The sequence below is a fragment of the Pantoea sp. CTOTU46764 genome, assembly GCF_031974595.1.
In the GTDB taxonomy this organism is placed as follows: domain Bacteria; phylum Pseudomonadota; class Gammaproteobacteria; order Enterobacterales; family Enterobacteriaceae; genus Pantoea; species Pantoea trifolii.
Map to the genome: position 1 here is coordinate 27,296 of NZ_DALYOQ010000022.1, position 25,785 is coordinate 53,080.

27 protein-coding genes are annotated in these 25,785 nt (G+C 53.8%); 14 read left to right on the plus strand and 13 right to left on the minus strand.

From position 1 onward, the window contains the following. The first annotated feature begins 14 nt into the window (after window positions 1-14). From RTM06_RS10130 to RTM06_RS10155, 6 genes are all read left to right on the plus strand, one after another. Entirely contained in the window at window positions 15-1,070 is a 1,056-nt protein-coding gene (locus RTM06_RS10130) for an ABC transporter permease (RefSeq protein WP_265298291.1), read from the plus strand. A 73-nt stretch (window positions 1,071-1,143) separates the two neighbouring features. Next, a complete protein-coding gene (locus RTM06_RS10135; RefSeq protein WP_007888383.1) occupies window positions 1,144-2,091 on the plus strand; it encodes a D-ribose ABC transporter substrate-binding protein in 948 nt (315 codons plus the stop codon). A gap of 144 nt (window positions 2,092-2,235) precedes the next feature. Then, window positions 2,236-3,096 carry a DeoR/GlpR family DNA-binding transcription regulator gene (locus RTM06_RS10140; protein WP_256696461.1) on the plus strand — a complete coding sequence of 287 codons (861 nt, stop codon included), beginning with the start codon at window positions 2,236-2,238 and terminating at the stop codon, window positions 3,094-3,096. A gap of 199 nt (window positions 3,097-3,295) precedes the next feature. Next, window positions 3,296-4,027, plus strand: a complete 732-nt coding sequence (locus RTM06_RS10145) for a YoaK family protein (RefSeq protein WP_256696460.1) — start codon at window positions 3,296-3,298, stop codon at window positions 4,025-4,027. Between the two features lie 192 nt (window positions 4,028-4,219). Beyond that, window positions 4,220-4,429 carry a glycine zipper 2TM domain-containing protein gene (locus RTM06_RS10150; RefSeq protein WP_061718879.1) on the plus strand — a complete coding sequence of 70 codons (210 nt, stop codon included), beginning with the start codon at window positions 4,220-4,222 and terminating at the stop codon, window positions 4,427-4,429. 95 nt (window positions 4,430-4,524) lie between these two features. Next, the gene (locus tag RTM06_RS10155; RefSeq protein ID WP_293796888.1) at window positions 4,525-4,956 is read left to right on the plus strand and encodes a hypothetical protein; all 432 of its coding nucleotides are present in this window, start codon (window positions 4,525-4,527) and stop codon (window positions 4,954-4,956) included. A 323-nt stretch (window positions 4,957-5,279) separates the two neighbouring features. Here RTM06_RS10155 and RTM06_RS10160 read toward each other — a convergent pair whose 3' ends face one another. Next, the gene (locus RTM06_RS10160) at window positions 5,280-5,588 is read right to left on the minus strand and encodes a hypothetical protein (protein WP_061718882.1); all 309 of its coding nucleotides are present in this window, start codon (window positions 5,586-5,588) and stop codon (window positions 5,280-5,282) included. A 125-nt stretch (window positions 5,589-5,713) separates the two neighbouring features. On the opposite strand from RTM06_RS10160, the gene RTM06_RS10165 reads away from it, so the two are divergent. From RTM06_RS10165 to RTM06_RS10175, 3 genes are all read left to right on the plus strand, one after another. Next, a complete protein-coding gene (locus tag RTM06_RS10165; protein WP_312181877.1) occupies window positions 5,714-5,995 on the plus strand; it encodes a VF530 family protein in 282 nt (93 codons plus the stop codon). A gap of 289 nt (window positions 5,996-6,284) precedes the next feature. Further along, complete coding sequence (locus tag RTM06_RS10170; protein WP_312181879.1) at window positions 6,285-7,715, plus strand: cytosine permease; 1,431 nt, start codon at window positions 6,285-6,287, stop codon at window positions 7,713-7,715. A gap of 118 nt (window positions 7,716-7,833) precedes the next feature. After that, a complete protein-coding gene (locus tag RTM06_RS10175) occupies window positions 7,834-8,238 on the plus strand; it encodes a cupin domain-containing protein (protein ID WP_154156110.1) in 405 nt (134 codons plus the stop codon). A 46-nt stretch (window positions 8,239-8,284) separates the two neighbouring features. Here the strand turns inward: RTM06_RS10175 and RTM06_RS10180 are convergent, their stop codons facing one another. The 5 genes from RTM06_RS10180 to RTM06_RS10200 all read right to left on the minus strand — a co-directional run bounded on the left by RTM06_RS10180 (window position 8,285) and on the right by RTM06_RS10200 (window position 13,760). Beyond that, window positions 8,285-9,403, minus strand: coding sequence for a beta-propeller fold lactonase family protein (locus tag RTM06_RS10180; RefSeq protein WP_312181882.1), 1,119 nt, complete (start codon window positions 9,401-9,403; stop codon window positions 8,285-8,287). Window positions 9,404-9,412: 9 nt separating this feature from the next. After that, window positions 9,413-10,756, minus strand: coding sequence for an enolase C-terminal domain-like protein (locus tag RTM06_RS10185; protein ID WP_312181884.1), 1,344 nt, complete (start codon window positions 10,754-10,756; stop codon window positions 9,413-9,415). Next, a complete protein-coding gene (locus RTM06_RS10190) occupies window positions 10,734-12,086 on the minus strand; it encodes an MFS transporter (protein WP_312181886.1) in 1,353 nt (450 codons plus the stop codon). Before RTM06_RS10190 ends, RTM06_RS10185 begins: the two co-directional genes overlap by 23 nt. 197 nt (window positions 12,087-12,283) lie before the next feature. Then, window positions 12,284-13,519, minus strand: coding sequence for a type II toxin-antitoxin system HipA family toxin (locus tag RTM06_RS10195; protein ID WP_265296742.1), 1,236 nt, complete (start codon window positions 13,517-13,519; stop codon window positions 12,284-12,286). Next, the gene (locus tag RTM06_RS10200) at window positions 13,509-13,760 is read right to left on the minus strand and encodes a helix-turn-helix domain-containing protein (RefSeq protein WP_256696451.1); all 252 of its coding nucleotides are present in this window, start codon (window positions 13,758-13,760) and stop codon (window positions 13,509-13,511) included. Before RTM06_RS10200 ends, RTM06_RS10195 begins: the two co-directional genes overlap by 11 nt. Window positions 13,761-13,907: 147 nt before the next feature. On the opposite strand from RTM06_RS10200, the gene RTM06_RS10205 reads away from it, so the two are divergent. The 3 genes from RTM06_RS10205 (at window position 13,908) to RTM06_RS10215 (ending at window position 16,722) form a co-directional block, all read left to right on the plus strand. Further along, the gene (locus tag RTM06_RS10205; RefSeq protein ID WP_293796882.1) at window positions 13,908-14,933 is read left to right on the plus strand and encodes an NADP-dependent oxidoreductase; all 1,026 of its coding nucleotides are present in this window, start codon (window positions 13,908-13,910) and stop codon (window positions 14,931-14,933) included. 142 nt (window positions 14,934-15,075) lie between these two features. After that, entirely contained in the window at window positions 15,076-15,840 is a 765-nt protein-coding gene (locus RTM06_RS10210; protein WP_265296746.1) for a hypothetical protein, read from the plus strand. A 141-nt stretch (window positions 15,841-15,981) separates the two neighbouring features. Then, a complete protein-coding gene (locus RTM06_RS10215; RefSeq protein ID WP_312181892.1) occupies window positions 15,982-16,722 on the plus strand; it encodes a nitroreductase family protein in 741 nt (246 codons plus the stop codon). A 39-nt stretch (window positions 16,723-16,761) separates the two neighbouring features. On the opposite strand, the gene rluF is transcribed toward RTM06_RS10215, so the two are convergent. Further along, complete coding sequence (rluF, locus tag RTM06_RS10220; protein WP_312181894.1) at window positions 16,762-17,640, minus strand: 23S rRNA pseudouridine(2604) synthase RluF; 879 nt, start codon at window positions 17,638-17,640, stop codon at window positions 16,762-16,764. 179 nt (window positions 17,641-17,819) lie between these two features. Between rluF and RTM06_RS10225 the strand changes: the two genes are divergently transcribed. Then, window positions 17,820-18,557 carry an HPP family protein gene (locus RTM06_RS10225; protein WP_312181896.1) on the plus strand — a complete coding sequence of 246 codons (738 nt, stop codon included), beginning with the start codon at window positions 17,820-17,822 and terminating at the stop codon, window positions 18,555-18,557. On the opposite strand, the gene RTM06_RS10230 is transcribed toward RTM06_RS10225, so the two are convergent. The 6 genes from RTM06_RS10230 to RTM06_RS10255 form a co-directional block, all read right to left on the minus strand. Beyond that, entirely contained in the window at window positions 18,527-19,468 is a 942-nt protein-coding gene (locus RTM06_RS10230; protein WP_312181898.1) for a metallophosphoesterase, read from the minus strand. The two genes, RTM06_RS10225 and RTM06_RS10230, sit on opposite strands and share 31 nt — an antisense overlap. Before the next feature lie 12 nt (window positions 19,469-19,480). After that, window positions 19,481-20,299, minus strand: coding sequence for a carbohydrate ABC transporter permease (locus RTM06_RS10235; protein ID WP_312181900.1), 819 nt, complete (start codon window positions 20,297-20,299; stop codon window positions 19,481-19,483). After that, entirely contained in the window at window positions 20,296-21,207 is a 912-nt protein-coding gene (locus RTM06_RS10240) for a sugar ABC transporter permease (RefSeq protein WP_312181901.1), read from the minus strand. The genes RTM06_RS10235 and RTM06_RS10240 overlap by 4 nt, the downstream gene beginning before the upstream one ends. 2 nt (window positions 21,208-21,209) lie before the next feature. Further along, the gene (locus tag RTM06_RS10245; RefSeq protein WP_312181903.1) at window positions 21,210-22,484 is read right to left on the minus strand and encodes an ABC transporter substrate-binding protein; all 1,275 of its coding nucleotides are present in this window, start codon (window positions 22,482-22,484) and stop codon (window positions 21,210-21,212) included. Window positions 22,485-22,511: 27 nt separating this feature from the next. Further along, window positions 22,512-23,612, minus strand: coding sequence for an ABC transporter ATP-binding protein (locus tag RTM06_RS10250; RefSeq protein ID WP_312181905.1), 1,101 nt, complete (start codon window positions 23,610-23,612; stop codon window positions 22,512-22,514). A 128-nt stretch (window positions 23,613-23,740) separates the two neighbouring features. Beyond that, window positions 23,741-24,403 carry a GntR family transcriptional regulator gene (locus tag RTM06_RS10255; protein WP_312181907.1) on the minus strand — a complete coding sequence of 221 codons (663 nt, stop codon included), beginning with the start codon at window positions 24,401-24,403 and terminating at the stop codon, window positions 23,741-23,743. 168 nt (window positions 24,404-24,571) lie between these two features. On the opposite strand from RTM06_RS10255, the gene RTM06_RS10260 reads away from it, so the two are divergent. Further along, window positions 24,572-25,785, plus strand: a 1,214-nt coding sequence (locus RTM06_RS10260; RefSeq protein ID WP_312181909.1) for an ABC transporter substrate-binding protein, incomplete at its 3' end; no start/stop codon positions are given.

The following is a 25,785-nucleotide window of genomic DNA, read 5'->3' on the forward strand; positions in this document are numbered from 1 at the left end:
GTGGAGCAAAAGGTATGACTGACAGAACACAAACGCTGGACACGCCGCCGGTGATAACTAAGAAAAAAGGCGACAAGCAGCTGAATGTGGCGCGCCTGCTGCTGGAAGGGCGCGCGTTCATCGCGCTGCTGGTGATTATCGCCACCTTCTCCATGTTGTCGCCTAACTACTTTACCGGCGCCAACTTCCTCACCATGGCGTCGCACGTGGCGATCTTCGGTTTGCCGGCGATTGGCATGCTGCTGGTGATCCTCAACGGCGGCATCGATTTATCGGTGGGCTCTACGCTGGGTCTCGCTGGAGTGATGGCCGGATTTATGATGCAGGGCATCAACCTCGAAGCGCTCGGCGTGGTGCTCTATCTGCCGGTGTGGGCGGTGGCGATTTTGACGCTGGTGGTGGGCGCGCTGGTGGGATTAGTCAACGGCGTGCTGATCGCCTGGTTCCGCGTCCCGGCATTCGTCGCCACGCTTGGCACCATGTATGTGGCGCGCGGCATTGCGCTGCTGATTACTAACGGCCTCACTTACAACAAACTCTCAGGCAGCGAAGCGCTGGGAAATACCGGCTTCGACTGGCTCGGCTTTAATCGCATCTTCAATATCCCGGTTGGCGTGCTGGTGCTGGGTGTGGTGGCGCTGGCGTGTGGTTTCCTGCTCAGCCGCTCGGCGTTTGGCCGCTGGCTGTACGCGTCGGGTGGCAACGAACGCGCGGCCGATCTGTCGGGCGTGCCGGTGAAGCGCATCAAAATCAGCGTCTATGTGTTGTCTGGCGTCTGCGCCGCACTTGCCGGGCTGGTGCTCTCCTCACAGCTCACCTCGGCGGGCCCAACCGCCGGGACCACCTATGAACTGACCGCCATTGCGGCGGTGGTGATTGGTGGCGCGGCGCTGACCGGTGGACGCGGCAACGTGCGCGGTACGCTGCTTGGCGCGTTCGTGATTGGTTTTCTCTCTGATGGCCTGGTGATTATCGGCGTCTCTGCTTACTGGCAGACGGTGTTCACTGGGGCCGTGATCGTGCTGGCGGTATTGCTCAACACCTTGCAATACGGACGGCGCGCTCGCTAATTCACGCGCGCGGTTTCAGCCACGCGCGGATATCCGTAAAACCTGTACCCCATATAATAACGGAGCACCAACTATGTTTACTAAACGTCTCTTCATCGCGGCCGCAGCTATGGCCATCACCACTTTTGCTGCACCCACCTGGGCAGATAACGGGTTAATGACCATCATCGTTAACGATCCTTCCAACCCATACTGGCTGACGGAAGGTCAGGTGGCGCAGAAAGCCGCTGAAAAGCTGGGCTACAGCGCCAAAGTCAGCGCGCACAAGGGCGATACCAATACCGAAAGTCAGCTGATTGACACGGCGATCACTAATAAATCGAAAGCGATTATTCTTGATCCGGCTAACGCCGATGGCTCGGTCGGCTCGGTGAAAAAAGCCATCGCCGCCAATATTCCGGTGTTTATCATCAACGCCGAACTGAATCAGAGCGGCCTCGCCAAAGCGCAGCTGGTATCCAACAACGCGCAGGGCGCGGCGGTTGGCGCGATGGAGTGGGTGAAGCAGGTGGGCGATACCGCGAACTATGTCGAGCTGGTTGGCCCGCCGTCAGATAATAACGCCGCCACCCGCGCCAATGGCTTCGACACCGTGCTGACGCAATACCCTACGCTGAAGAAAGTCGGCCAGGAAGTGGCTAACTGGGATCGCACTCAAGGCTTCAACAAAATGCAGTCGCTGCTGCAGGCCAATCCCAATATCAAAGGCGTGATCAGCGGTAATGATGAAATGGCGCTGGGCGCGATCGCTGCATTGAAAGAAGCGGGCAAGCTGAATCAGATCAAAGTCGGCGGTTTTGACGGTTCACCGGATGCGGTCGACGCGGTGAAAGCCGGTACGCTGGCTTACACCGTGATGCAGCCGGTAGCGCAGTTCGCGCAGAAAGCGGTAGAGCAGGCGGATAGCTTCCTGAAAACCGGGAAAACCGGTGCGGCATCGGAGAAGCAGCTGTTTGACTGCATTCTGATCACCAAGGAGAACGCCGGTAACTTTGCTTCACCGTTTGTGTTGAAGCAGTAAATAACCAAAATCACGTAGGGTCGCCATTTATGGCGACCTGATTATAACGACATGAATATACGATCCGGACAATTTGCCAAAACCCATTTTAAACGCTGTAATGAGTGCCGAACCCGCTTTCCGCTTCACTTTCCCGGATGAAATATGGCCCACAACCCGCAGGACTCTTCCCTTGGCGTATTTATGGCCGAAACCCTACCCAGCGATAGCCGTCAGGCGCGCCAGCTCGCCCGTCGCCAGTTAATCGCCGAAGCGGTGATGGCTGAAGGGGCGATTCGCATCGAAGATATCACCGATCGCTTCGGCATCAGTTTGATGACCGCGCATCGTGATATTGACGAGATGGTCGAACGCGGACTGCTGCATAAATCGCGCGGCGTGGTCTCTGCGACGCCAACCAGCCTGGTTGAATCCAGCGATATCTACCGCGCCACGCGTCAACTGGAAGAGAAGCAGGCGATTGCCGATGTCGCCGCCACCTATCTCGAACCGGGCCAGGCGATTTTCCTCGATGATTCCACCACAGTGCTACAGATGGCGCGGTTACTCTCCGCACGCGCGCCGCTAACGGTAATCACCAATTCACTCACCTTGATGAACGAGCTACGCAACGGCCGCGATATCACGTTGATGGGCTTAGGCGGACAGTTCTATCACTGGTGCAATGCGTTTATGGGCCGTATGACGCGGGATGAAATTGCCAGCCTGCGCGCCGACGTGTTCTTCGTCAGCATGTCTGCGATTATCGACGATGCGGTGTTCCATCAATCTGCTGAAACGGTGGAGACCAAACGCGCGATGTTTGACGCCGCGCAGAAGCGCATTCTGATGATGGATAACACCAAGTTTGAACGTCGCGCGCTGCACCGCTTTGCGCATCTCAGTGAATTCGATGTGGTGATTGTCAATCAGGGCACGCCGGTACCTATTTTGCGTCGTATGCAGGATTTAGGGGTAAATGTAGTGGTCGCCCCAATGAAAATAAATCATTCGGTTGATTCGTAAAAAGAGGGTCACCCTAAATGGCGACCTGGAGATATATGGTATGCCAATCTTTACATTAATTTAAATATATTCCCGCCTCGTTGATTTTTTTACTTTCTTTAATATGTTCAGCGTCTTATTCGGGAATTTCCTGGTCATGTACGCGCCTTAGTGCTCTATGTTTAATATTCGGCCCTGGTTCAGAATGATGAGGTATTTGATGCTGATTAAACTTAAGCGCACACGAACGCACGATGAGGACAGGAATCTGGCAATGTGGCTCGCCACCGCAGCCGGCGTGCTCAATGCGATCGCTTTGGGGGCGTTTGGCTTTTTCCCCTCACACATGTCAGGTAATACCTCACAATTATCCAGTGAAGTGTCGAACGTTAACTTCCGAGATATCACCTTTTTAGCCACCATCCTGTTTGCCTTTGTTTGTGGTGCAGTCACGGCGAGAATGGTGGTGATCAGCGGATTAGCCAATGGCAATCGTATTATATTCTGCCAAATATTGTGGGTTGAAGGGCTGGCCTTAATCGCGTTATCGCTGTTTGAAATGTTCTTTTATTCATCGGCCAATAACCGGGAGGTTATTGTTATTCTCGGCTTCCTGATGGGCGTACATAATTCAACCTCAACGCAGTTATCCAATGGCCGCGTGCGCTCAACCCATATTACCGGCACCTTAACCGATGCCGGGATTTCACTGGCATCAGTATTAGCGGCGCTGTTCCGCCGCGATCCGTCGAAACAACTTTCGGGCCAGAAACGTCAGCTGTGGACGCATCTGACCACCATTTTCTCTTTCCTGATTGGCGGGATTATCGGCCTAATGATGTTTAAACATCTTGGTTTTAAAGCCATGGCGATGGTGGGTGGCTTACTAGTGATTGTTGCCACGTTGGCGATGGTGAGAACGGTGGCGCGCGTAAAGCGGACGGCCTCCTAATCTGATGAGGCGGTGACTTTCTCGCCGCCTCGCTAGTACCAGCACCAAATAGGAATTTTTACCTTCCACCTCAGCGTAAAACACCTTAAATTCACGCCGACGAGCAGTGCCAGTCACAACAGATTGGGTATTTTAACAACAATCAAATAAACAACTTTTGCATGCCATCTATTCATGGCAGTGAGGCTTTGTATGCTTTTAAAACGCAGCTGTAATATCGCTATTGTCGTGCTGGTTATGTTTTCTGTTACCGCTTGTGGCATGTCGCATCGTGGCAGAAATACCGCGATTGGTGCTGGTGTTGGTGCGGTAGGTGGGGCGGTGCTTACCGGTGGCAGCACCTTTGGTACGCTGGGCGGTGCGGCAATCGGTGGTTTGATTGGACATGAAGTGAGCCGTTAATTAATACTTCCGCGCCTAAATAAGGAACTTCATTAATAACGCATTTATGCTACATAGGAGATTCTGTTTATTCCTACGATAAAAGAGGCGATGACATGGAGTTCCACCATAAAAGCTGGCAAGAAAAAGCCTTCGATTTAGCCAATCAGGGTATTTCGTTGGATACGCTGGGTGAAAAAGAGGCAGCAGCCTGTTCATGGGCTGCTGCAGCTGAAGTGGCTAAAGCGCATTTGCGAGATAATGATATCTATTATTGGATTATGAGCGGCTACGGCGCGGTATTAATCCAATGTCAGCGCTATCAAGAAGCCATTGAGGCAGCAAAAGAAGCCCTTGAATGGGAAGCGCAACAAAACCAGATTCTTTCACGAATGACGCTCGCGCGTGCACTTTATGCGCTGGGTGCGGGAGATGGTGCAAAATCTTATTTCCAGCAAATTTATGACATGAAAGGTGACGACATCTTTGTGGCATTTCCTGAATTCGAGCCAGCAACACTTCGTGAATTAGTCAGTATCAGGAAATAACCGTAGGGCGATTCTCTCCGGTCATCATCCAGAAAACCCGCAGCACCTGACGAGCGGTACGTTCAAGAGAACGAGCTGTTTCACGCTTTAACAGAGTGTGGTTGAATGATGCCGAGCTTGTGGGGATTTAAAGCTGATTCTGAGACGACATCAGAATTTAGCCGCCACATCTAAAGGGCGTATAATGTATATTATGTTAAATGAACTCTCTACGCGCGCATTCAAATCACCATCAGCCCATCACCTGCCTTCAATCACCTCAATCACCAACAATCCGTCACTAGCGATGATTCTGGCAACGGACTGTTGAACTAACGATGCCGTTATCTGCGTCCTTTAATCACTGATGCCTTCCAGTTGAAGTCACTGACTTCACTCTCTTTCAGCGATTCCGGTTTCTTCCTGCGCGTTGGCGTTTTCTTTGCTTTATCAGCCAGCGCTTTCTCTTTGGCCAGTTTCGTCGTCATGATTTGCTGACGGGCTTCCGCCGTGAACTCTTTCTCTTTCTTCGCATCCGGCTCTTTGCCGGTGCGCTGGCGATACTTTTCCATCAATCCTTTAAACGCTTCTTCTACTGCAACGCGTTCATTGAGATTGAATTGATCGATGGAAATCATTTTCTTGTCGTTCATAGCGTACCGTCCAATAGTGATTTTCTGGCAACAAGTGTACCGCATTTACCGGCAATGAAGATCGCACCATTGCCGCTGGCGAGGCTTTCTTGTAACCTTTGCCGTCAACATTTTAAGGATTTCCTATGAACGATCATCGCTCCAAAGATCCCTTGCACGGCGTGACGCTTGAGATGCAAATTAATGCGCTGGTCGCCCATTATGGCTGGGCCGAACTGGGCAAGCTTATCAATATCAACTGCTTCAAAAGCGATCCTAGCGTCAAATCGAGCCTGAAGTTTTTGCGCCGCACGCCGTGGGCACGCGCCGAAGTTGAAGCACTTTATCTCGATTCACTGGATGATTTTAGTGCGGATAAAGCGGATGTTTCAGCACCAAATCCCTGGATGATGGGTAAAGATAAGTAATTATTGAGGATAAAACAGGCAGCGCTACGTCTATTCTTGGCAGTTTCTGCCCTGCTCCTTTCACAGAATTCACGTAGCGACGTCATATCAACTTCCCGATTTTTCCTCCGTTCTGTCACTTCATAACTTCCCAACCTTGCCCGCGTCATCACATTTTCCAATGACCAATCGTATTGTAAGTTTCCATTCTGCATGACAATATCGCTACATGTATATACATGTACCACCAAGAGAAGCCACATCATACTAACAATTATTCGCCCTCTTTAGACGCTTCAGCGAGGAAACTATGTCAGCCGAATCACCTGCAGCAGATTACGCCGGCGCAGAGAAACAGCGCCTGTCAGAAACGCGATCCATTGATTACATTCCTCCGAGCGAACGCCACGGACATTCTTTTAGTCAGTTCACCTTGTGGTTTGGCGGTAATTTGCAGATTACCGCCATCGTGACCGGTGCGCTGGCGGTGGTATTGGGCGGCGATGTAGTGTGGTCGATTATCGGCTTGCTGGTTGGGCAAGTTGTCGGTGCGGCGATCATGTCGCTGCATGCCATTCAGGGGCCGCGCCTCGGATTGCCGCAGATGATCACCAGCCGCATGCAGTTTGGCGTTTATGGTGCTGTGATTCCGTTAGTGTTGGTGTGCATCATGTATGTCGGATTTTCAGCCAGCGGCACGGTGTTGGCCGGACAGGCGCTGGCCAAACTGATCAATAGCAGCAATGCTTCAGGCATGATCCTGTTCAGCGCGATTATCGTGGTCATCGCGGTGCTGGGATATCGCGTGATTCACAAGCTCGGTAAAGTGGCCAGCGTGATTGGCGTGCTCGCCTTTGTTTACCTGTTTATCACACTGCTCTCAACGCATGATCTTTCTGCAGTGTGGCAAAACCAGCATTTCACCGTCGCTAACTTCCTGCTGGCGGTTTCGTTGTCGTCATCCTGGCAGATTGCATTCTGTCCGTATGTCTCTGACTATTCACGCTATTTACCGGCCAACGTCTCAGCGAAAAAACTCTTTAGCTGCGTCTTCTTCGGCACCGTTTTAGGCACCCAGGCCTCCATGACGTTGGGCGTGATTGTCGCGGCGATTGCCGGTAAGGCTTTTTCTGGCAATGAGGTTGGCTATATCGTCAGTTTAGGCAGCAGCGCCACGATGGCGATGGTGATTTATTTCGCGATCTGCTTCGGCAAAATCACCTTCACCACGCTGAATGCTTACGGCAGCTTTATGTCGCTCACCGCCATCGTTTCAGGCTTTCGGCAGAAAACTTCACTGAGTCGTGGCGGCCGCATTCTGTTTGTGGTGCTGATGGTGACGATTTCATGTGTGATTGCGCTGATCAGCGAACCCGCATTCCTGAAGTCTTTCACTCATTTCCTGCTGTTTTTGCTGGCCTTTTTTGTGCCGTGGAGCGCCATTAGCCTGACAGATTTCTACCTGATCACCAAAGGCAAGGTCGATGTACCGGCGCTTTCTCAGCCCAACGGACGCTACGGCCGCTGGAACTGGGCGGGCATTGTTGTCTACTTCTGCGGCGTGCTGGTGCAGTTACCATTCATAGATAATCCGCTGCATCACGGTTCGTTAACCTGGATTTTTGCCGGTAACGATGTGTCGTGGATTATTGGCTGGTTTGTCACCGCGCTGCTGTGGTTAGCCGCAAGAAAGTTCGATCGTCGCGGAATGTTAGCGCACTCTGTTTACCCCAATCAGTGACAATGTCACGCACCCTGCATTGATGAATTGCGCTCACAAGTGCTTGCAGCTTTGAGCGCATTATCATTCAGCCATCGCGCCGCTACACTTTAACCATGCTGCACTGATGGAGATAAAGATGAACGACCAATTTGACGGCAATGGTATCTTCCCGAAAGGGCCTAAAAACGACGCGTTTGCGCAATACTTCACCGGTACCAGCTATCTGAGCATGCTGACGACAGAAGGCGTCAACATCGGCAACGTGGTGTTTGAACCCGGCTGCCGTAATAACTGGCATATCCATCATGGCGGCGGGCAGATTTTGCTGGTGACTGGCGGAACCGGCTGGTATCAGGAGTGGAATCAGCCGGCGCGTCAGTTAGTGGCGGGCGATGTGGTAAACATTCCGGCGGGATTGAAGCATTGGCATGGCGCGTCGGCGGATAGCTGGTTCGCACACATTGCCATCGCAGTACCGGCTGAAGGCGCTTCTAACGAGTGGCTGGAGCCGGTTTCTGACGAGGAATATCAGCAACTGTAAGGTGCGCATTTTGATAGCGGTCGCCATGAATGGCGACCCTACGCGATTATTTGTAACTTACTACCGTCACCCAATTGGCATCTCCGCCGGCTGGCGCCTCGCCAACGCGTTTCAGCGCCCCGCTTTCCTGATCAATGGCATAGCTGCCGGTAACCGCACTCTTTTCGCCGCTGGCAATCAGCCAACGTCCGTCAGCGGTAATCGCGATACCGCGCGGCTGCTTCTCGACTTGCCAGCTATCAATCAGCGTCAATTTGCCATCATCTTTATTGATCCGGTATCCACTGATGGTGCTGCTGGTGCGTTCGCTGACATACAGAAAACGGCCGTCTGGCGTCAGACGAATATCGGCCGCCCAGATGCGCGGTGTGGTGTCGCTGTAGCCCGGCGGTCGCTCTTTGCCGTGTTGCAGTTTATATTTTTCCGCTACAGCATTCGGCGTCTCCGCCACTTTCACTAGCTCGCCGCTGGCTTCGCACCGAAACTGCGTAATGATGCCGCCCATTTCACCGATGTTGTAGAGATAGCGATTATCTGGCGACAACACCGAATGACGCGGTCCGTTCTCTGTCGTCGTTTTAACATAACCGTTGCCTAACCCCGACAGTTCGCCTCCGGCGCTCAGCTTCAATTGCAGCACGCGATCGGTACCGAGATTGCCGACATAAGCGTGTTTTCCGCTCGCATCGACAATCACCGAGTGCGCGGCATGTCCGGTTTTGTAACTACCGACCGGCGGTGCCATCAGCTTGCCATCGTTATTGAGTTGGTAAACGTGCACCACATCGCCGTCGTAGGACGCGCCCAGCAGAAAACGCCCTTGCGGATCCGTGCTGATGTAGGGATAACTGGCCGCAGCGGAGACGGTACTCAATGGGCTGAGATCGCCCGATTTGCTGTCGATGTTCCAGCTCACCAGTTGCAGCGGTTTGCTGCGAATCGCGGCGTACAGATGCTTATGATCGGCGCTTAACGCCATCGGCATCACTTTGCCACCGGCTTGCGTGCGTCCCAACAGGTGTAGCGCACCGGTTTGCTCGTTCAGCGCGTAGCGCGCGATGGTGCCATCATCGGCTTCTGAGACGTAGACAAAAGTTTGTGCCAGTAACGGCGCACTGGCAGCCAACGACGCCAACAGCGTCGCCGCGCGTAATATCTTTTTCATGCTGCTTCCTTAGCGTACCAATGACGGACGTTTGGCGTCATAGCGCCAGTTATCGATCAAAAACTGCATTCCCAGCGCATCGTTGCGATTTTTATCCGGCAGCGCGTTGTAGAGCGCATGCGCCTGTTCGATGCGATCCCTATCCAGCTCGATGCCCAATCCTGGCCCCGGCGGCAACTCCAGATAGCCATCGCGAATCTGCGGCGGTTGACGCGTAAGCTGCTGGCCATCCTGCCAAATCCAGTGCGTATCAAAGGCGGTTTGACGATCGCCCGGTGCCGCGGCGCCAAGGTGCGCGACCATCGCCAGAGAAACATCAAAATGGTTATTGGAGTGGCAGCCGGTTGTCAGCCCCCATTCGTTGCACAACTGCGCCACCACGTTGGCGTTACGCATCGTCCAGAAGTGCGGATCGGCGAGCGGGATATCAATGGCATTCAGCTGCAGCGCATGATGCAGCTGGCGCCAGTCGTTGGCGATCATGTTCGTCGCGACCGGCACGCCGGTGGCGCGGCGAAACTCGGCCAGCGTTTCCCGGCCGGAATAGCCCTGTTCAGCGCCGCAAGGATCTTCCAGATACGGTACCTTCCCGGCCAGCTGCTTACCAAAGCGAATCGCCTCATCCAGCGACCAGCTGGCGTTGGGATCGACGGTGACGCGCGCGTCAGGGAAGCGTGCCAGCAGCGCTTCAACCGTTGCTACTTCCACTTCGCCTGCCTGCACGCCACCTTTCAGCTTAAAATCGCGGAAGCCGTACTGCTCAACCGCCGCTTCGGCGAGTCGCACCACGGCATCACTGTCCATCGCCGCTTCATGACGCAGACGGAACCAGCCATCTTGCTCATGCTCTCCCGATTGATAGTTCATATTGGTGCGCTGGCGATCGGCGATGTAGAACAAATAGCCCAACACGGGAATGCGGCCGCGCTGTTTGCCGCTGGCGAGTAGATCCGCTACCGGCAGATTGAACAGCTTGCCTTGCAGATCCAGCAGCGCCGCTTCAATCGCGGCGGCGGCGTTATAAAACTTCTCCGGATTCATCTGCGGGATATGAATGTCATTGGTGTGCGAGGTTTGCTGCTGACGCGCCTCGCTGCGAAATAACTGGCTCAGCGTCGCGTTGAGGCGCAGCAGCGAACTGCCTTCGATCAACGGACGAAACTGCTCCAGCAGCTGCAAGGTGGATGCATGACACGGCGTTTCTCCGACGCCGGTATGCCCGGCGGAATCGGTCAATATCACGATGATGCGCGTGAAATAGCAGTTATGGGCGCCGCCAATGTTCAATAACATGCTGTCGTAACCGGCAACCGGCACGATGCGCATCGATTTAATGACTGGACTCTCTAACATGGTTTCTCTCCGTGTGACCGAATGCGGGTGGAACAGGTTTGCGACGCAGCAGCAAATAGAGGCCGGTAACCACGGACACGCTGGTCAGCGCGTAAAGTCCGCCGGTAGTGCTGCCGGTGTGCATTTCGAGGTAGCCGAATACCGTGGGCGCAAAGAAGCCACCCAGGTTGCCAATCGAGTTGATCAGCGCAATGCCGGGTGCGGCAATCGAGGCGGGTAATTCACTTTGCGGCATCGGCCAGAAGAAGGCCGCGCTGACTTTGGAGCCAATACAGGCCACAATCATCGCCACAAAACCAAACCACGGCGTGCCCAGCGTGGCCATAAAGGTGCCGCACGCGGCGATCAGCATGGCGATGCCGAGCCCTCTATCCAGCTTATCGCGATAGCGGTCGGTGGCTTTGCCGAGCAAAAACAGCGCGACAATGGCGAACAGCCACGGAACGGCGGTCAGCAATCCGGTTTCAAAACTGTTGAAGCCCTGAATACGCTGAATGATCTGCGGAAGCCAGAACACTAACGTGTAGCCGGTCATGGTCATGGTGAAGAAGATCAGGCAGTAAGACAAAAGGCTGCGATCGGTGATCAGGCCCCAGCGGCCGTGTGTCACCGCGTGCTCTTCACGCGCAGCATCTTCCAGCGCTAGCTGCTGAGCCAGCGCCTGCTTCTCCGCGTCGCTGAGCCACTTCGCGCCTTCCGGTTTGGATACCAGCACAAAGGCGGCCAGCAAACCGATCACCATCGATCCGCCGCCTTCCATAAACATCACCCATTTCCAGCCCGCGATGCCGCCAACATCGTGCATCATCAGAATGGCGCCGGTGAGCGGACCGGAAAACAGAAAGGCGCTGGCGGTGGCGCTCAACACCATCGCGGTGGCGCGTCCTCGCCAGGCATTCGGCACCCATTGACGGAAATAGAACAGCACGCCAGGAAAAAAGCCGGCTTCCGCCACGCCAAGTAAGAAACGCAGCAGATAGAAATGCAGCGGCGTGCTGACAAAACCGGTAAGTACCACCACCATGCCCCACGTAATCATGATGCGCGTCAGCCACACGCGTGCGCCGAGTTTCTTCAGCATCATGTTGCTCGGCACTTCAAACAGCGCATAGCCGATAAAGAACAGTCCCGCGCCTAAGCCGAAGGCGGCGGCGCTGATCCCTGCATCCGTTTGCAGTTCGGCTTTGACGAAGCCAATGTTTGCCCGGTCAATCTGGTTCACAATTAACATCAGCGCCAGCATCGGAATGATGCGGCGGAAAAACTTGCCGATGGCCGAGGCGATATGCGCGTCATGATCGGGCGAGAGTGCGTATTGTTGTTGTGTCATGCGTCACCTGTAGGGAGAAAAGCATCGCTATAGGTATACGCAGCAGAGTTGGCTCTGGTGTATGTGGCATTGCCCGAGACCGCTTAGGCAAATGCCCTATGATTGTTAAAATTCATGGTGTTATATTAATTCGCGTCGAAAAGTTTACGCTTGGTTTGTGCGCTGGCTCACTACGGGGGAACTCTTAGCTCTAGACATCAGAGTAAGGAATCCGTTTTTCGTTTCTTTGTACGTTTAACATCGGTTTTCAAAAAAAGATTATTCGTCGCCACACTGCGTGTCAAAGAACGGGCAATGGACTCTCGCATCTCAGGGAAGTCGGCGTATATTTCATTTCGATTTAAATCATCATTGATGACATCGGCAAACTGTTCCATCACCATGGCTGGTTTGATAATTTTCAATTCCCTTGCAAGTTTAATCAGACTGTCTCTATCCGGAAACTTTTTGCTTTTATTCAACTTTAGGGCCAACTCACCATCGGTAGTTGGATAAATATGTGTATTCACCACATCATATAATGGCGATAATCTTGCGGTGCTACTGTCCGTTGCAGAATATAATAATGAGAAATTTTTTAAATGTGCATCGCCATTTCCCACCATGCAACTAAACAATACATAACGCCAGTAAAGTTCTACCTGAGACTGATCGCGAGTAAAGAGACTGACGATCTTACCACCGGTTTCATATGAGCCATTATATTTGTGATCTGCTGACTTACCCGAAAGCACGCAAAAATCTTCCATCGCTAATCGTTTATCATTCTGAATATCAAAACGTTCCATGATAAACAGCTCTTTGTTATCCGAGAGCCAAAAATCAGCAACGGGTAACCCACACGATCTGGCTAACGACATACAGATAAACTCATTTTCTGCCAGACGCGGAAACTCCTCATCACCTGTTTTAGCTATTAGATTTGGATAAAGAACGGTTCCGCGATTTTCTGTGCTGATCATAACTTTCGGTTGAACACCAGAAATCGAAGTCTGCAATAAATATTTATTTAACAGATATTGAAATGCACTCTCTTTATGATCCCAATGAAGTAAATCATCTAATTTTTCCGGCGCTGGACACGGTAGGTCAATATCACTCTTGTAAGATAACGCACCAATACCGGTATCCTGTTGCAATGCTAAGAACAGCATGTCGCTAACATTACCTACATAACGACGTAATCGCTCGGCAATATGATAACGAACATAGCCTTCCGGAATATTCATCTCAAAAATATTAAATAAGCGGCTGGAATTATAGCTCAGGCGGTTTGCGGGTTGCATGGTCATTGAAGCAGCGTGGACATCAGAACTCGCATAGCTGAAATTATAGCTGCCGTGTTCGTGCAGTAATCTTCCGCTTAATTCCCCACCGCTGTAGACATCAATATGGCGAATTGGCCTGGCAAGTTGATTAAAATCAGTCATCATCAAACAACGTCTCCAATTCATCCATCTGTGGTAAGCCAGCTGACTGCACGGACAACACCAACTGAAGAGCATTAAGATACAAAGTGAGCGCTTTTAGAGAACCTGAATAGACGCCGTTTTCAATCTGTGAAATAACCGTGCGATGGATACCTGCACGTGTCGCGGCGTCGGCTTGAGTCCAACGGTTAGCCCTACGCCTTTCCTGGCATTTGGCTCCTATTGCTTGCAAACCAGGCAACATAAAACCTCCGGTGTTGTTATATAATAACAATTTCTATATTTTTACTAAAATGTTAGTATATAGCAACACTTCAACTTCTGCATTAGCGATCCATTATCTTTTCCTCGTCTACACTTGCCTCACGTGAAAATGCTAATAGAGGTAAAAATGTCGCAATCTACTCAACGTAATCAAGCCTGGCTATTAGCCTCACGCCCGCATGGCGAACCGGTAAAAGAGAACTTCCGCCTGGTGGAGCAGCCCATTCCAGAGGTAAAGGACGGTCAAATCCTGCTGCGCACGCTCTATTTATCGCTCGACCCGTATATGCGCGGGCGCATGGATGACAGCAAATCTTATGCTGCGCCAGCAGAACTCGACCAACCGATGGTCGGCGGCACAGTGAGCGAAGTCGTGGAATCTCAACACGCGGATTTCAAACAAGGCGATGTGGTCCTCGCGCAAAGCGGCTGGCAAAGCTATGCGGTTTCGGATGGAAATGGCGTGGCGAAACTGGGCGATCTGCCCCATCCTTCCTGGGCGCTGGGCATTCTCGGTATGCCGGGCTTCACCGCCTATATGGGCTTGATGGATATTGGTCAGCCAAAACAGGGGGAAACCTTAGTGGTTGCCGCCGCTACCGGCCCGGTCGGTGCCACGGTGGGCCAGCTTGGCAAACTCAAAGGTTGTCATGTAGTCGGTGTTGCGGGCGGCGAAGAGAAGTGCCGCTATGCGATTGAGAAACTCGGATTTTCTGCCTGTATCGATCACCATCGTGAAGACTTTGCAGAACAGCTGGCGGCGGCCTGCCCGGACGGCATCGATATCTACTTCGAGAACGTCGGCGGCAAGGTATTCGATGCGGTGTTTCCACTGTTGAATACTGCGGCGCGCGTGCCGGTATGTGGTCTGGTTTCTGGCTACAGCAGCCGCGAATTACCGCCGGGTCCAGATCGCACCCCGCAAATCATGGGCGGCATTCTCAAGCGTCGTATTCGCATGCAGGGATTTATCATCTTCCAGGATTATGGCGATCGTTACCCTGAATTCCTCAAAGCGATGACGCCGCTGGTGGAACAGCAGAAAATCCACTACCGCGAGCACATGATCGACGGGCTGGAAAACGCGCCGCAGGCGTTTTTCGATATGCTAAAAGGTAAAAACTTCGGTAAAACCGTGGTTAAAGTCAGTTAACGCTTTTCAGGGCGAAAGGGATCTTCGCCTGTTTATGCCGAATTAAGTAAAGATACTGGTAATCCATACAGATAAGGTTCAGGATGGACGCTCATCCTGGATTAGCACCCACGGCCATTCACCCTCTGTCTGAGGGCTCGTAATGAACTTTTATTCAACTGAAACCGTTTGCGCCATTACCGGTGCCAACCGCGCCAATCTACGTCGCTGGTTGCGCGGTGGATTAATTTCTGAGAATCACGTCAATAAGGATTGGAGCCGACATCAGGTTGATGAAGTGCTCGCCATGATGGCATTAACCGCAGGTGGCGCCACGTTGTGGCAAATCTATCAGGGCAGACACTGCGGGCTTGATTACTCGTCGTCTGGTTGGATGGCACGCCGTGGAGATCTGTTACGTCAACTAGAGCTGGGTTCTGACCGTGAACTGACCCGTACCGTACGTAATCTGGCGGGCGATTACAGCAGCGACGATTTCGTCAATGTGCTGTTGAAACCGCTTAATCGCTGGCTGCGTGATGATACCCGTCGTGGCGCATCGCGGCGGTTAACGCGCTTTCATGAGGCGATCGTTCATCACAGCGACTGCGTAAAACGCGCATCAGCCCGTCAGCAGCAGATGCCGTTGTTGTTGGAAGTGGTCAGCGCCGGCGATGAAACTGAAGTGTGGCTGGAAGCCATTCGCCTAACCGGACAAGGATTCTGCGTCGATGTTGATCAAACCTCACAACCGATGCTGTACGGTTCAGAAAGCCGTCACGATCATCACCTGTTGTGGTGCGGTGCCGGCATCAGCCATGAACGCATGACCCAGTTCCAGCGCGGATTACGCTCCGGTAAACCGGTGATGCTTAGCGGTCCAGATCGCAGCGTTCATCCGGCTGTCGTTGCAGCCAAAGTCGCTTAGCCGGTGCTTTATGCACCGGTCACACCGCTTATCGCATTCCGCACTTTGGTTATTCAAAAGAAGTAGTTAGCTACGGCAACAACGGTTAAGTTCGATCTATCCCTCTTCTGTTACGCTCTCGCCTCCAAATCAGGAGGATCCATGAGTTCATTAATCGATATTTTCACCAGTCATAAAAGCGATCGCAGTTTTACCGACCTTCCCGTTGAGGATGGGGTGCTGGATCGCATCATTTCGGCCGCCTATCGCGCGCCAACCTCGGTGAACTCGCAGCAGGTCTCTTTGGTGGTGACGCGCGATGCTGAGAAACGCGCACAAATCTCACAAATTGCCGGCGGCCAACCGTGGATTGCCAAAGCGCCGGTGTTTATTACTGTGGTGCTGGATATGCATAAATCGCGTCTGGCGATGAACGCGATCGACCGCGAGCAGATCGCCCAGCAGAGCATCGAAAGCATTGTGTCGGGCTCAACTGACGTCGGTATTGCGTTGGGTTCGATCATGGCGGCGGCACGCGCGGAAGGTTTGGGCATTGTGCCGATTGGCGGTATTCGTCGCGATCCGCAGGCATTAATCAGCTTACTTGATTTGCCGGAATACACCTTCCCGGTGGCGGGCGTGGTGATCGGCCATGTCGACCAGCCTGCGCATCAGAAGCCGCGTCTGCCGCTGGCCACCTTCCGTCATGAAGAGCGTTATCAACGTGATGGACTGGAGCAGCACATCGCCGCCTACAATCAGGAGATGGTGCAGCACTGGAAAAATACTGGACGTGATGATGGCGAGAGCTGGAGCGAAAGCGTCAGCGGTTATTATCATAAGATTTACTTCCCGCACGTGCTGGACGCGCTGAAGAAGCAAGGATTTGGCAACGACAAGTAACTACGTTTCCCCGCGCGCTCTGCGCGGGGAATGAAAAAATTAACGCCCTTTCTTCTTACGACCCGGCTGGGCGAAACGCTGGCGATTAGCCGGTTTTGCGCCGACTTTCTCACCTGGCTTAGCGCCGGCAACGGGTTTTTTCGCCGCGCTGGCCGGTTTCTTCTTCGCCTGCGTCTTCTGCGTTTTTTGATCTTCGGACGACGAGTCTTCAATCAGTTTGAACAGGTCGATCAGTTCGTCATCGGTTAAATCACGCCATTCGCCGAGCGGAATCCCTTTCAGGCTAACGTTCATGATGCGCGTACGTTCAAGCTTGGTGACTTCAAAGCCGAAGTGCTTGGTCATACGACGAATCTGACGGTTCAGCCCCTGAACCAGAATAATGCGGAAGACAAAAGTCGACTCTTTTTTAACTTTGCACTTTTTGGTGACGGTGCCGAGCATCGGTACGCCCGCGCCCATTCCGGCAATAAATTCATCGGTAATCGGCTTATCAACGGTAACTACATACTCTTTTTCGTGGTTATTACCGGCACGCAGGATTTTATTCACCAGATCGCCGTGGTTGGTGAGGAAAATCAGCCCCTGCGAATCTTTATCCAGACGACCAATCGGGAACACGCGTTTGCTGTGATTGACGAAATCACCAATGTTGTCGCGTTCACCCTCTTCCATGGTGGTGATGATGCCAACCGGTTTGTTCAGCGCAATCAGCACTAAATCTTCTTCGTCACGCGGCTCAATCAGCTGCCCGTTCACTTTGACTTCATCCCCCGCAAACACCTGCGCACCGACGGCAGCGCGTTTACCGTTAATGAAAACGTTGCCTTGCTCGATGTAACGATCGGCATCGCGGCGTGAGCAGATACCGCTCTCGCTGATGTATTTATTCAGGCGTGTGGATGAATTAGGCAGCATGGTTCCTCCGAAAAAAAACGGACTATACAGCAACCTTAGGCGTTGGTTAAGCATCGCGACAACCATCAGCATTTCTCTTACCACGATATAACAGCACACTAACAATGTGGTTGTTGTCAGCGGATCGATCAGCGACAATTCGCACCCATCGTTTTTTCTTATGACAGAGTGATTCCCTCATGACAAATCAGCCATCGGTGACGTGGATAACCTCCGTGCGCACCTTTCTGGCCCGCCTTTGGCCCCATCCGTTACCGGGCGGCAAAAAGCAGATGGTCATCGCCAGCATTGGCGCGGGATTGGGTTTAATGATGACCAGCCTGATCAGTCACTGGCTGCTGGGCGAAGTGAATCTGTGGTTTGTCGCGCCGATGGGCGCTTCGGCGGTGTTGCTGTTTGGTCTGCCGAACAGTCCGCTGGCGCAGCCGTGGTCAATTGTCGGCGGCAATCTGGTGGCGGGCGTTATCGGTGTTACCACCGCACTGTTTGTTCCCCATCCTGCATTGGCGTGCGGCATCGCAGCCTGTTTGACGATTGCGTTGATGTTTCAACTGCGCTGTCTGCATCCACCGAGCGGCGCGGTAGCGCTGACCGCGATTTTAGGCGGTAGCGGCGTCCAGCAGTTGGGTTACCACTTTATTTTGACGCCGGTGTTGTTGAACTCGGTTTGTTTGGCGTTGCTGGCGTTGGTGTTTAATAATCTCGCCGGACGTCGTTATCCGCATCCGCTGGCGGCAACCGAAACCAAAGCATCGCCTGTGGTTATCGACGTACCGATTACGCGTGAAGACCTGCACCAGGCGCTGGAAAGCGGTGAAGTGCTGGATATTGATGAAGATGATTTGCAGCAGTTGCTGCAACGCGCCGAAGAGATTGCGATTCTCCGTCAGCGCGGGCAAATGCGGGCATCATCATGAGTGGTCGCCATGAATGGCGACCCTACACCGTATTCTTTGACGCGTACTTCATCACTCTCAATCTCAACCACCGCAAACGGCACCACCTCTGCCCCATCCAGCATGCCTTTCAGCGTATAAAAGCCTGTTTGACCGATGCGCGCAAAGCCGCCTCGGTGATCGTGTCCGGAGAAACAGCATTGTATGTTGTAACTAGAAAGCAGATCTGCCAGCACGCTGCCGTTGAGCAAGTTGTGGCTGTTGTGCGGCGCCAGCGGATAATGGCCAAACACCACCACTTTCTCCCCTTGCTGCTGGGCCTGTTGCAGCTGCTGCTCAATCCATGCCAATTGTTGCGTTCCTACCGCGCCGTTCCACGGTTTCGCTTGAGGCTGCTGGCGCTCGGTCAGGTCCACCAGCATCGCCTCCGCTAATGCGCGATCTTCACCGTTCTGCGTGTTGCAATAGAGGCTAATATCGTTGCCGTCATAAACAATAAAACGCCAGCCCTGCAGCCCAAAGGCGTAATAGCTTTTCGGCAGCGCAGCGGCTTCGTTGAGATGCTGCGCGATGGTCTGCGCATCATGATTGCCCAGCACCACCGCATGCGGATGTTCGAGGCGATCGTATATCGGCAATATCGCCGCGTAGCTGCGCCAGTCGCGATCAACTAAATCCCCCAGCGTGACGACAAAATCCAGCGGCTGCTGATTCAACACCTCAATCGCCTGCGGTAACTTGCGCAGCGCGTGACGATAGTAGAGATTTTTCGCCATATCGGCGTCAATGTCGGCATATTGCGGATCGGCAATCAAACCAAAACGCAGCGTGCTACTCCGCGGTGCGGAACGCACATCGGGTAAGGCATAGAGCTCGGCGACATCGCCCAGCAGTTCACGCTGTAATTTTGTCAGCGGATGTGGATTAGACACGAAAAGCACTCCTTAGCGAATACCGGCACGCATAAACGATTGAATAAATTGACGCTGGAAAATCAGGAACAGCACCAGCAGCGGCAAGGTAGTCATCAACGTAGCAGCGCCAATCAGCGCCCATTGCACGCCCTGCTCTGGCGCCGAAAACAGTTGCAAACCAACGGTAAGCGGCCGCACATTGACGGAATCGGTAATTACCAGCGGCCAGAGGAAATCATTCCAGTGGAAGCTGATCGACACCAGCGCAAACGCCACATAAATCGGCTTCGCCAGCGGGATGTAGATCTTGCGCAGAATGTAAAAGCGGCTGGCACCTTCGACAATCGCCGCCTCTTCCAATACCAGCGGAATACTTTTAAATGTCTGGCGCAGCAGAAAGATGGCGAATGCCGAGGAGAAATACGGCAGCGCGATACCGGTCAGCGTATCGCGGAACCCCAGCGCGCCAATGGTTTTGTAGTTAATCAGAATCAGCACGTCGGGACTGATCATCAGCTGCAGCAGAATCAGCGCAAAGATCGCGCCCGAGAATTTCAGGCGGAAGCGCACTAATGCGTAAGCGGCCATGGTCGCCAGAATCAGCTGCACCACCACAATCATCAGCACCAGCAAGCTGGTATTGAGGAAGTAGCGACCAAAGGGCGCGGCATGCCAGGCATTCACGAAGTTCTGCAAGGTCAGCGGCGAAAAAAGCGAAAAGCTCGCCTGATCGGATGCCGGATGAATCGCCACCCAAAACGCCACCAGAATCGGTAAAAACCACAGTAACGCGGCAAGCCCAATGGCCGTATTCAGGCACAGGCGACCCAAAGTGATTGTCGGCTTCATTGGTAATGGGCTCGCTTGTCCAGCAGGTTGAATTTAAGCAGCGCAATTGCGGCGAGGATCACCAGCAGCACCACCGTCATGGCCGCCGCGGCGGGCATATCCCAGAAGCTGAAAGCGGTACGATAGATGTAGAACAGCAGCAAGCTACTGCTGTTATTCGGCCCGCCGTTGGTCATGGCAATCACCTGATCGACAATGCGGAAGGCATTCATCGACGCATTGATCAGCACAAACAGCGTGTTGGGCATCAGCAGCGGCCACTGCACGCGCCGGAAAAAATAGCGGCGTGAGGCCCCTTCTATCTGCGCTGCTTCACTGAGGCGCGGATCGATCTGCTGCAAAGCGGCGAGATAAAAGATCATAAAGAAGCCCGCTTCGCGCCACACCGAAACCGCCATCAAGCAGTACAAGGCGCTACCCGGTTCGCCGAGCCAGTTAATCGCCGGCAGGGAGAACAGCGCCAGCAGCTTATTCAGCAAGCCCAACTGCGGCGTGTAGAAGAACAGCCACAGATTGGCGATGGCGATCATCGGCAGCAGCGAAGGAATAAAGAACGCGGTGCGCACCAGCGCATTGGCGCGCATATGGCGATTAACCGCCAGTGCCATCAGCAGCGCCAGCGTGACCGCCAGCGGAATGGTGATCAGCGCATACAACAGATTATTCCACAGCGACTGGATGAAGATGTCGTCATCCAGCAGCGCGAAATAGTTATCCAGCCCAACAAAGTGGGCTGGACGACCATTACGCGCCGCGCTGAACAGGCTTTCCCACACGGTCGCCACCGCCGGATAGTGGGTGAACAGCAGTAAAAAGCTCAGTGCTGGCAAAATCAGCAGATAGCCATACAGCTGCATCGACCATAACCGGGGACGATGAACCGGCGCGACGACGAGAATCGTGCTCATGATTATTGGTATGACTTCAGCAGACGATCGGCTTGCTTCTGCGCACCTTCCAGGGCTTTGGCCGGGGATTTCGCCTGCGTCACTGCGGCTTCTACCGCGTGATTGAGCGCATCCTGAATCTGCACGCTGTTGTAGGTAGAGAGTTCCGGCTGGGCATATTTAAGCTGTTCACGTGCCACCAATGCCTGCGGAACCTCCTTGACGTAATCCTTCATCACCGTGGTATCCCACGCTGCCGGGGACGTCGCAACATAACCGGTGGCGATACTCCAGCGCGCCGCCTGCTCGGGTGACGTGACCCAACGGATAAATTCCATCGCCGCTTTCTGCTGTTCTGGCGAGGCATTTTTGAAGACATACAGGTTGCCGCCGCCGGTTGGGCTGCCGCGCTGGGTTTTCTCCGGCAGCATTGCTACGCCGAACGGGAATTTCGCGTTATCACGCACGTTGGTCAGGTTGCCGGTGGTGGTCACCATCATGGCGGTTTTGCCGCTGATAAAGTCCTGCGGCGTGGTGCCCCACGCAATGGCACCCTTCGGCGACACCTCCTCTTTCTGGCCAAGATCGGTCAGCCACTGCAGCGTTTCCACGTTGCCCGGCGTGTTGAAGTGCACCGCGGTGCCTTTGCCGTTATCCAGACGACCGCCGTTAGTGGCGGACAAGCCCTGGAAGTTCCAGTAGCCGTTTGGCGTGGACGGAATCTCGATGCCCCATTGGCTGACGCCGTTAGCATCTTTGATGGTGAGTTTCTTACTGAACTCGACCACTTGCTGCCAGTTGGCCGGTGGCGTATCGGCGTTTAAACCGGCTTTCTCGAACGCCTGTTTATTCCAGTACATCACCACGGTTGAACGCTGAAACGGTACGCCCCACACTTTGCCGTCAATGTGGCGCAGAAACGCCGGATAGAAACCGTCGATCCATTTTTTGCCTTCCTCGCCCTGTGCTAAATCGCTGGCCGCCACAATCGCACCGGCATCGATCAAAGAATAGGCTTCGATATCGCCGATCACCGCCAACTGCGGCGCGTTGCCACCGCGAAATGCGGTCAGCGCTTTGGTCACGGTGGTGGCGTAGTCACCGGTATACACCGGCTGAATGCTCACGTCCGGATGCACTTTCTGGAAATCCGCCACCAGCGTATCCACGGTGTGGCTCACTTTGCCGCCCACCGCGATCGGGTAATACATTTGCAGCTTGACCGGTTCAGCCGCAAAAGCTGAGGTGGTAACGGCGAGGACTAAGGCAGAAAGACGTGAATAACGAATCGCAGACATGATTTTCCCTTGGGCAAATGACAACGGTTAAACGGCGTATTTTTTCTGTGAGGCAAACATTTGTTGTTCGGCTGGCGCGCAGCGTTTGCCGCTCTCGCGATGAAACAGATATTGCCGCGCGGCGCACCACTGCAATCCCACTTCGCTGCCATCGGTAAAGCGCTGCATGCCAGGCACTTTGACCGTCAGCGGCTCGCTGATGCCGGCAAGCTGGCACACCAGCAAGGTATCAGAACCCATATATTCGGAACTGATCACCCGCGCGGTCAGCGCTGCCTGTTCTGCGGCAATCAGCTGGATATCTTCGGCACGTAATCCAAGACTCAGCGCAGCATCGTGGTATTCCACCACCGGCGCGGTGAGGTGCATCAAGGTGTGATGTGCGCCGTTGCGCTGCAGCGGCAGGATGTTCATCGGCGGTGCACCAATGAACTGCGCGGCAAAGACGCTGGCGGGATTGTTATAGAGATCGTCTGGCGTGCCGTGCTGTTCGATGTGGCCCTCGTTAAGCAGGATAATGCTGTCGGCCATGCTCATCGCTTCGGTCTGATCGTGCGTGACGTACAGCATGGTCAGACCGAGTTTTTTCTGTAGCGCGCGGATTTCACGGCGCATGCTTTGGCGCAGCTTGGCATCGAGGTTCGACAGCGGCTCATCCATCAGGCAAAGCGTGTTATTGGCGATCACCGCACGGCCCAGCGCCACGCGCTGCTGCTGTCCGCCGGAGAGCTGCGACGGCAGACGATCCAGCAGCTTATCCAGCTCCATCAGCTTACTGACGTTATCCAGGCGTGCAGCAAACGTCTGCTTCTCCTCGCCGCGCGCTTTCAAACCAAACAGCAGGTTTTCTCGCACGTTGAGATGGGGAAACAGCGCGTAGGACTGAAACACCATCGACAGCTTGCGCTGCGACGGCGGCAGATGGGTGATGTCGGCGTGTTTAAAGTGGATCGCCCCGCGATTGGCCGTTTCCAGCCCGGCAATAGTGCGCAGCAGCGTTGATTTACCGCAGCCCGATGGACCGAGCAGCGCGACAAACGCGCCTTCTGCCGCGTCGAAGCTGATGTCGTCCAGGGCGATTTTCTCGCCCCAGGCTTTAGTGATGTGATGAAGCGAAAGGTGGCTCATGCATCCGCAATCCAGAAATCAGAATGGCGGTAAGCTAGCGGAAGGAAATGAAGGATTTATGTCATTGCGGTGACCGGGCGGTTAAAGGGAGACATCGGCGGTCACCATAAATGGCGACCCTACGCGCATCACTGTTCAAAATAATGCTGCTTCAGAATCGCCGCCCCATCATCAATCGCTTTCAGCAAAATCTTTTCACTGGTGACGCCATCACCCGCCTGCAACGCTTCCAGCAGATGATCATAATTATGATGCCCATTCACCACCTCGGCCGGCTGCGGATAGAGATAGTTAAAGCACGGACCGATCTGCACCCAAAGCTGTTCTATCAACGCTCCGAGCGTGGGCATTTGCGCATAGCCATACAGCGTAAAACGAAATGCGCGATTGGCTTCGAGCGCCAAGGCTGCATCGCCGCTTAACTTGGCCTGCATAAAGCTGACGCAGAGTTTTTTCAGCTCGGAAAGCTGTTTTTTCCCCACAAAGGGCGTCGCCGTCCTCACCGCTAAACCTTCAAGCTGCTTACGGATTAGCGTGATTTCCTCGAAGCGCTGCAGTGACATTTCCGGCACCAAAAAGGCGGCGGCGGGCGTGGCATCCAGCGCGCCGGCAGAAACCAGACGCAACAATGCTTCGCGCACCGGCGTAATGCTGGTACCCAATTGTGACGCAAGATCGCGCGTCACCAGCCGTGCGCCAGGTTTTAACTTGCCGACAATCAGCGCGCTGCGCAGTGACGATTCCACCTGCGCGGTCAAACTCATGCGCTGCGCTTTATCCATTTCGATCATTTTTTGTGGGCCCTTTACCGAAATCCGCAAATGGTAAGTTATTTTTAATGTTTTATTGCCAACTGGCCAGATTATAGGATATATCATGTATTACAAATAAGCACAGTCTTGATTCTGGCCGCAGCCACTCTTTTCACTACCTTGCCCTGGCAATTTTTGGAAAACGTTATGAGACTACCTGCAGTGAAGTTTGTCACTACCGCGTTGCTATTTGCTCTGATGCCTGCTGTACAGGCAGCAGAACTGACCATTGGCCAACCCACGTCTGCCACGGCGATGGATCCCGGCTTTCTTAAAGAATCTGCCACGCTGGTTGATAACATCTTCGATACCTTAGTGCGCCGCGCCGATAACATGTCATTGCAGCCGGGCTTAGCCACTGAGTGGAAAGCGATTAACGAAACCACCTGGCAATTTACCCTGCGCCAGGGCGTGAAATTTACCGATGGCGAGCCGGTGAACGCCGAAGCGGTGAAATTCTCCATCGATCGTATTTTAGACCCCGCCAATCACGCGCCGACGATTTCCTATATCCGCACCATCAAATCGGTGGAGGTGATCAACGATTATCAGGTGCAGATCCACACCAACGGCCCGGATCCTCTGCTGCCGACGCGCATGAGTCGCTATCCGGCTTACATTGTGCCACCCGCATACGTGAAGAAAGTCGGTGCCAGCGAGTTTGCACGCAAGCCAGTGGGCAGCGGCGCTTACAAGCTGGACAGCTTTATCCCGGACGAAAAAGTGGTGATGGTCGCCAATGAAACTTACTGGCGCGGCAAACCGGCGATTGATCGCGTCACCTGGCGCCCCATTCCCGAAGCCACCGCGCGCCTTACCGCGCTGCTGACCGGCGAAGTGCAGCTGATTGAAAGCGTGCCAGCCGATTTAGTCCCCGCGTTGAAAAATCGTCCCAACGTCGAGTTGGAACAGGTAAAAGGCGGCGGGTTGACCATTTACCTCGGCCTTAAAGATGATGAGAAACCGCTGAGTGATGTGCGGGTACGTCAGGCGCTTTCGCTGGCGTTGAATCGCCAGGCGTATACCCAACAGCTGCTGCACGGTTTCGGCACACCAACCGGCACCATGGCCGGAGCCAATGACTTTGGTTATCTGGCGGTTCCGGCTACCGCGCAGGATGTGGCGAAAGCCAAATCGCTGCTGGCTGAAGCCGGTTACGCTAACGGTTTTACCCTGCGATTCCAGGCGCCGCGCCGCTATATTGCCAGCGCCGATGTGGCACAAGCCATCGTGCAGGATTTAGCCGCAATTGGCGTAAAAGCCGAGCTGGAAGTGCCGGAATGGTCGGTGTATACCCAGCAGGTCGCATCACAGAAACAGGCGCCGATGTATATGCTGGCGTGGGGCTCAACCCAAACGCT